Raw genomic sequence first — 6755 nt, forward strand, 5'->3', positions numbered from 1 at the left:
CGCCCATGAAAGCCGCCATCATCGGCATCGCCGGCCCCAGCTTGACCGATCCCGAGCGCGTACTGCTCGCCGAATTCCCGCCCACGGGCGTCATCCTGTTCGGCCGCAACATCGTCTCGCCGCCGCAACTCGCCGCGTTGGTGGCCGATCTCCGAACCGCCCTGCCGCCCGCAGCCGTGCTGATGGTCGATCAGGAAGGCGGCCGCGTCGCCCGCCTGCGCGCGCCGCACTGGCCGGACCTGCCGCCCGCCGCCAACCTCGGCGCCCTGTTCGCAACCGACCCCGAAGCCGCCCGCAACGCCGCCCGCGCCCATGGTGCCGCCCTCGGCGCCATCGCGCGCGATGCCGGGTTCGACATCGTCACCGCTCCCGTGCTCGATGTACCAACCCAGGGCGCCGACGCCGTCATCGGCGATCGCGCGATCAGCCCCGACCCCGTCGCGGTCGGCGCGCTCGGTGCCGATATCGCCTGGGGCCTGTTGTTCCAGGGCATCCAGCCGGTCATGAAACACCTCCCCGGTCACGGCCGCGCCACGCTCGACAGCCACCACGCCCTGCCACGCATCGACGCCACCGCGCTCGATGCCGATTTTGCCCCCTTCGCCGCCAATCGCAGCCTGCCCTGGGGCATGACCGCCCATATCGTCTACACGGCGCTCGATCCTGAAAACCCCGCCACCTTCTCGCGCCGCATCATCACCGAGATCATCCGCACCCGCATCGGCTTCACCGGCATCCTGGTCAGCGACGATCTGGCGATGGGCGCGCTCACCGGCCCACCGCAGCACCGCGCCATCCGCGCGCTCGAAGCGGGGTGCGACATCGCGCTGTTCTGCCCCGGCGCGCTCGATGCCAACCGCGCCGTCCTCGCCGCCATCCCCGATCTCGACCCGGCCCTGATCCCCCGGTTGAAGGCGACCCAGCCGTCATGAACAACGACCTGATCCGCAGCATCGCCATCGGGGTCTGCGCCTCGGTGCTGGCCATCGTGCTGCACGAACTCGCCCACGGCTTCACCGCCCTGGCGATGGGCGATCACACTGCCCAGCGCGAAGGCCGGCTTTCGCTCAACCCGCTGCGCCATATCGACCGGGTCGGCACCATTATCCTGCCCGCCGTGCTGATCGCGTTCCAACTCCTGACCATCGGCCGGATCGCCTATATGTTCGGCTGGGCAAAGCCGGTCCCGATCGACCCATCCGGTTTCCGCAATCCCCGCCGCGGCATGGCGATCGTCGCGGCCGCCGGTCCCGCCTCGAATTTCCTGCTCGCGCTGATCTCCGCCTTCATCCTCGCCGCCATCGGCACCCGGGGCATCATCGCCGATTTCCTGTTCTATTTCCTGCTGTTCAACATCCTGCTCGGCCTGTTCAACCTAGTCCCGCTGCCGCCGTTCGATGGCGGGCGGATCATGGTCGGCATCCTGCCGCTCGCCGCCGCCCGCGCGCTCGCTCAGGTCGAACGGCTGGGCATTCTGGTCATCCTGTTCCTGGTGTTCATCCTGCCCGCGGCACTCGGTCAGTTCGGCATCCATTTCAACCCGGTGTCGGACGTCCTCGACCATTGGGTGCCCCGCGTCGCCACCGAATTTTTGCATGTCGCGGGTGTGCATGCCGGCTACTGAACCCGCGCCGACCGAGGCGTTCATCGTCCAGCTCGAAGGCTTCGAGGGCCCGCTCGACCTGCTGCTCGACCTCGCGCGCAGCCAGAAGCTCGACCTCGCCGGCATCTCGATCCTTGCGCTGGTCGATCAATATCTCGCGATCATCGAAGGCGCGCGCAAAATCCGCCTCGAACTCGCGGCCGACTGGCTGGTCATGGCCGCCTGGCTCGCCTGGCTGAAATCGCGCCTGCTGCTGCCCGACCCCGAAGCGATCGAGGAGGCCGAAATCACCGCGGACATTCTGGCCGACCGCCTGCGCGCGCTCGAAGCCATCCGCGCCGGCGCCGCCTGGTTGGGCGCACGCCCCCAACTCGGTCAGGATGTCTTCGCGCGCGGCATGCCGGAAGATTTCACCGAATTCGATCGCTCACGCCTGAAGCTCGATCTGCCGGCGCTGCTCTCCGCCTATCTCGCGGCCCGCCGCCGCTCGGGTGCCAAACGCCAGTACCGCCCCAAGCCGGTCATCTACTGGACCGTGCAACAGGCGCTGGAACGGCTGAACCGGCTGATCGGCAGCGTGCCGGACTGGTCGGACCTCACGCAGTTCCTGCCCGAAGCGCCGCAATCGCCGCTCGGCCAGCGCGCCGCCCTGTCGAGCACGCTGCTCGCCAGCCTCGAACTGGCCCGCAACGGCGTGCTCAGTCTCCGCCAGGACGCCGATTTCGCCCCGATCATGGTCCGCTCGGGGTCTCAGCATGAGTGATCATTCCATCACCGCCCGCCCCCACGCCGAACGCCTCCTCGAAGCGGTGATCTTCGCGAGCCGCGACCCCGTACCGTTGCGCACCCTCGCCACCCTGCTGCCCGATGCCACCGATCTCGATACCGTGCTCGCCGCCATCCGCGCCCGCCACGCCGGCGGCGGCTTCGAGCTGTGTGACATCGGCGCCGGCGTGATGTTCCGATCCGCCCCCGACCTCGCGCCCGACCTCCGGCGCGTCGTCGAAGTGCCGCGCCGCCTGCCGCGCGCCGCGATGGAAACCCTCGCCGTCATCGCCTTCCACCAGCCGATCACCCGCGCCGAAATCGAAGATTTGCGCGGCGTCAGCCTGTCGCAGAACACGCTCGATGCTCTGCTCGAAGCCGATCTGGTCGCCCCCGCCGGCTACAAGGAGGCCCCAGGCCGCCCCGCGCTCTGGGCCACCACGCCGCATTTCCTGATCCAGTTCGGCCTGAAATCGCTGCGCGACCTGCCCCGCCGGACCGATCTGCTGGTCGAACCCACCGCCCCCGTCACCGAGCCGATGCCCCCCGATCCTTGACCTGCCGCGCGTCTCTGCTAGCAAACGCCTCGATCACAGTGGATTGTTATGCTCGGATTTTCCTGGTCAGAATTATTGGTCATCATGATGGTGGCGCTGGTCGTCATCGGCCCGAAGGATCTGCCGGTGGCAATCCGCACGGCCAGTGCTGCCATCCGCAAGATGCGCGGCCTCGCCAATGAGTTCCAGGGTCATGTGCAGGATCTGATGCGCGAGGCCGATCTCGCGGATGTCGGCAACGACCTGCGCAGCCTGCGCAATTTCGACCTCGGCAGCCTCGCTGAACGCCACATCGACCCGGATGGCGACCTCCGCCACGCCTTCGATCCCGCCAGCGGCGACCCGCACGACATGGCCACGCCGATGATCGGCGCCGATGCGGTCGAAACCCATGACGCCGAACCGCCGATCGATGCGCCGGCCTTCATCCCGCCCAACGAGGCCCGCCACCGCCCGGTGCCCGCCTTCATTCCCCCCGGCACGCGTCTCTGGTAAACGCGGACCATGGATATCGACCCGACCCCGACGGATGCGCCGCACGATCCGATCCACGACAAGGAAATGCCCCTGCTCGACCACCTTGCCGAGCTGCGCAAGCGCTTGCTGTGGTCCGCGGTGGCCTTCCTGGTCGCGTTTCTGGTCTCCTACTATTTCGCAAAAGACGTCTATTATTTCCTGGCCCAGCCGCTCGTCCACATCATGGAAGAGCGCGGTCAGAAGCCCGAACTGATCTATACCGCGCTCTACGAGGCGTTCTTCACCTATGTGAAAGTGGCCGTTTTCTCCGCCGCCTTCGTATCGTTTCCCGTGATCGCAACCCAGATCTGGCTGTTCATCGCCCCCGGCCTGTACCGCTCGGAAAAACGCGCCTTCCTGCCGTTCCTGTTCGCCACCCCCATCCTGTTCTTCGCCGGCGGCGCGCTTGCCTATTACGTGATCTTCCCGAACGCTTGGCGCTTCTTCCTGAGCTTTCAGACCAGCCCGGCCAACCACCAATTCTCGATCGACGTGCTGCCAAAAGTCTCCGACTACCTCAACCTCGTGATGAAACTGATCTTCGCCTTCGGCCTGTGCTTCGAACTGCCGGTCCTGCTCACCCTGCTCGGCCGCGTCGGCATCGTCACCGCCGCCGGTCTGAAAAAATACCGCCGCTACGCCTATGTCGGCTGTTTCATCGTCGCCGCCATCCTGACCCCGCCCGACGTCTTCACCATGACCGGCCTCGCGATCCCGCTGATCGCTCTGTTCGAAATCTCGATCTTTGCGGTGAAAATGGTGCAGCCGAAGACCGTGGTCGTGGATGAGTAGGAAGCAAGCGCTTCTTTTTGTAAAAAGAAGCAAAAACTTTTAGTCCGCTTCGCGCCTCTCACTTCACGAACCTTGCTTTATGAATAAGAGTTTTTTGGTTTTTTTTGCAAAAAAAAGCTGCTTCTTTTCCCTTCCTGACTTTGGACCGATCATCGAATGCATGACCTGAAGGCCATCCGCGAAAATTCCGCAGACTTCGACGCCTCGTTGGCCCGTCGAGGGCTGGATGACAGGAAGGCGATTGTCGATGAAATTCTGTCCAAGGACGCCGAACTTCGAGGGAATGTCCGAGCGTTTCAAGAACTGGAATCGCAGCGTAACGCCAATGCGAAACAAATCGGCAACGCGAAGCGGTCAGGGGCAGATGTGACGCTGCTTCAGAAAGAAGCCGACGAGATCAAGAGAGCGTTCGAATCGCAGGGCTACGATTGTCACCTCTTACAAGAAGGTTTGAACGATCTTATACAAGGCCTTCCCAACATCCTCGACCCCGAAGTCCCGGATGGTGCGGACGAAACCGCGAACGTCGAACAATCCCGCTTCGGCCTGATCAGGAACTTCGAAGCGCCACCGAAACAGCATTTCGAACTCGGCGAAGCCCTTGGCCTGATGGATTTCGCCACCGCCGGCAAAATCGCCGGCAGCCGCTTCACCATCCTGCGCGGCGATCTCGCGCGGCTCGAACGTGCCCTCGGCCAATTCATGCTCGATCTGCACACCACTGAGCACGGCTACACCGAAATCGCGCCGCCGCTGATGGTCAACCAGGAGGCGATGTTTGGCACCGGCCAGTTGCCGAAATTCGAGGCGGATTTGTTCAAGACCACCGATGGTCGCTACCTCATCCCCACCGCTGAGGTACCGCTGACCAACATCGTTGCCGGCGAGATCCTCGACCTTGCGAAACTGCCGTTGCGCTTCACCGCCCTCACCCCGTCCTTCCGCTCCGAAGCCGGTTCCGCCGGGCGCGACACCCGCGGCATGTTGCGCCAGCACCAGTTCTGGAAGGTCGAAATGGTCTCGATCACCACGCCCGAGACCAGCGCGGATGAACATGAGCGCATGACCAGGTGCGCCGAAACCGTGCTCGAACGGCTCGATCTGCCCTATCGCCGCATGCTGCTCTGCGCCGGCGATACCGGCTTCGCCGCCGCGAAAACCTACGATCTCGAAGTCTGGCTGCCGGGGCAGGGGATGTATCGCGAAATCTCCTCCTGCTCGAACTGCCACGCGTTCCAGGCCCGGCGGATGAACGCGCGCTACCGCCCGGCGCAATCCGGCCCGAAGCCGGCCAAACCCGAATTCGCCCACACGCTGAACGGTTCCGGCGTCGCGGTCGGCCGCGCCTTGATCGCCGTGCTGGAAAACTATCAGAACACGGATGGCAGCATCACGATTCCCGAGGCGCTGCGATCCTACATGGGTGGCAAAAGCCGGATCGGGTCGGGGGCTGTTTAGGAAGACAAGGGCTTCTTTTTTGTAAAAAAGAACACTACTGTCCGGTTAAAAGTCTAGCGAATTCAGTAGGTTATTTTCATACTGGTGGGCTGGGCTGTATTCTTTTGGGTCAAGCGCTTGTTTTATAGGGATTTTCTCGAACAAGGTGAGCGACAGGATCTGTAGGATTGTGTAGAGCGAGGCGTCCAGTTTCAGGCGTTTTTTGACGATGGCCACGAGGACATACACCGAGATGGCGATCCAGATCTGGGTTTTGACGGCGTTCTCCGACGTGCCAAAAAAGCGTTTGATCCGCAGGTGCTGCTTAATCCATTTGAAAAACAGCTCGACGTGCCACCGGCTTTTATAGAGCCGGCAGATGGTTTCGGCCGGAAAGTCGAAGTTATTAGACAAGAAAATCAATGATTTACCTGAGGCTGGATCTTTCATTCGGATGCGTCTCAGGTGATCGGGATATGTCAGGCTGCTGACGCTGCCGTCGAGCGCTATGGTTTGATCGCACATGATGGTGTCGCAGCACTCGACGGTTGCCGAATAGATCCGGTGTGCGTCCAGATTGGATTTTGCCCGTGTCACGAAGAAGGCGCCGGCACGATGCAGCGTGTGCAACCGGGCAAAATCAAGGTAACCGCGGTCCATCACATAAACAGCGCCTGCCTCGGGGATCAGGAAATCGAGCGCATGGCCATCGTGCAATTTGCCGTTCGAGATGTGGATGAAGCTTGTGCGTATTCCGTTGATCGCGATCATCCATTCCGGTCGATCGCGATCACTGGTTCCGTTGATCGCGATCATGATGTTCACCATGCCTGAGGCGGGCTTGGGGAACGGCATGACGCGGTGTTGTGGGATACCACTGACGGTTGAACAGGTGTCATTTCTCGATGGTGGTCGTCAAGTCAGATGAAGGGGTGAGGGTCTGGCGTTTTCGAAGGCTTTCTCCTTTCAGTTCGATGCGGTGGGCGCGGTGAACGATGCGGTCGAGGATGGCATCGCCGAGGGTTGGGTCGCCGATGATTTCGTGCCAGCGGCCGATGGGAACCAGGCTGGTGATCAGCAGGGCG

General features: G+C 63.0%; 8 protein-coding genes and 1 pseudogene. 7 read left to right on the top strand and 2 right to left on the bottom strand.

Translation table 11 applies throughout. The annotated features are described in order from the left end of the window. Positions 1 to 5: 5 nt before the first annotated feature. The 7 genes from nagZ (at position 6) to serS (ending at position 5691) form a co-directional block, all read left to right on the top strand. Positions 6 to 932, top strand: coding sequence for a beta-N-acetylhexosaminidase (nagZ, locus tag BW994_RS06805; RefSeq protein ID WP_029311252.1), 927 nt, complete (start codon positions 6 to 8; stop codon positions 930 to 932). Further along, positions 929 to 1624 carry a site-2 protease family protein gene (locus BW994_RS06810; RefSeq protein ID WP_029311251.1) on the top strand — a complete coding sequence of 232 codons (696 nt, stop codon included), beginning with the start codon at positions 929 to 931 and terminating at the stop codon, positions 1622 to 1624. The genes nagZ and BW994_RS06810 overlap by 4 nt, the downstream gene beginning before the upstream one ends. Next, positions 1611 to 2366, top strand: a complete 756-nt coding sequence (locus BW994_RS06815; protein WP_029311250.1) for a segregation and condensation protein A — start codon at positions 1611 to 1613, stop codon at positions 2364 to 2366. The genes BW994_RS06810 and BW994_RS06815 overlap by 14 nt, the downstream gene beginning before the upstream one ends. Continuing rightward, positions 2359 to 2925 (top strand): SMC-Scp complex subunit ScpB, encoded by a 567-nt coding sequence (gene scpB / locus BW994_RS06820; protein WP_035228461.1) that lies wholly within the window; start codon positions 2359 to 2361, stop codon positions 2923 to 2925. Before BW994_RS06815 ends, scpB begins: the two co-directional genes overlap by 8 nt. Before the next feature lie 48 nt (positions 2926 to 2973). Further along, the gene (gene tatB, locus BW994_RS06825) at positions 2974 to 3420 is read left to right on the top strand and encodes a Sec-independent protein translocase protein TatB (RefSeq protein WP_029311248.1); all 447 of its coding nucleotides are present in this window, start codon (positions 2974 to 2976) and stop codon (positions 3418 to 3420) included. Positions 3421 to 3429: 9 nt separating this feature from the next. Further along, positions 3430 to 4233 (top strand): twin-arginine translocase subunit TatC, encoded by an 804-nt coding sequence (tatC, locus tag BW994_RS06830; RefSeq protein WP_029311247.1) that lies wholly within the window; start codon positions 3430 to 3432, stop codon positions 4231 to 4233. Between the two features lie 156 nt (positions 4234 to 4389). Then, complete coding sequence (serS, locus tag BW994_RS06835; RefSeq protein WP_029311246.1) at positions 4390 to 5691, top strand: serine--tRNA ligase; 1302 nt, start codon at positions 4390 to 4392, stop codon at positions 5689 to 5691. A 45-nt stretch (positions 5692 to 5736) separates the two neighbouring features. Here the strand turns inward: serS and BW994_RS06840 are convergent. Both BW994_RS06840 and BW994_RS06845 read right to left on the bottom strand, forming a co-directional pair. Then, positions 5737 to 6441: pseudogene (locus BW994_RS06840) on the bottom strand (IS4 family transposase); the annotation flags it as partial. 124 nt (positions 6442 to 6565) lie between these two features. Next, positions 6566 to 6755: ATP-binding protein (locus BW994_RS06845; RefSeq protein WP_175612093.1), on the bottom strand; the 190-nt coding region annotated here is incomplete at its 5' end.

This window comes from Acidiphilium rubrum (assembly GCF_900156265.1).
GTDB lineage: Bacteria > Pseudomonadota > Alphaproteobacteria > Acetobacterales > Acetobacteraceae > Acidiphilium > Acidiphilium rubrum.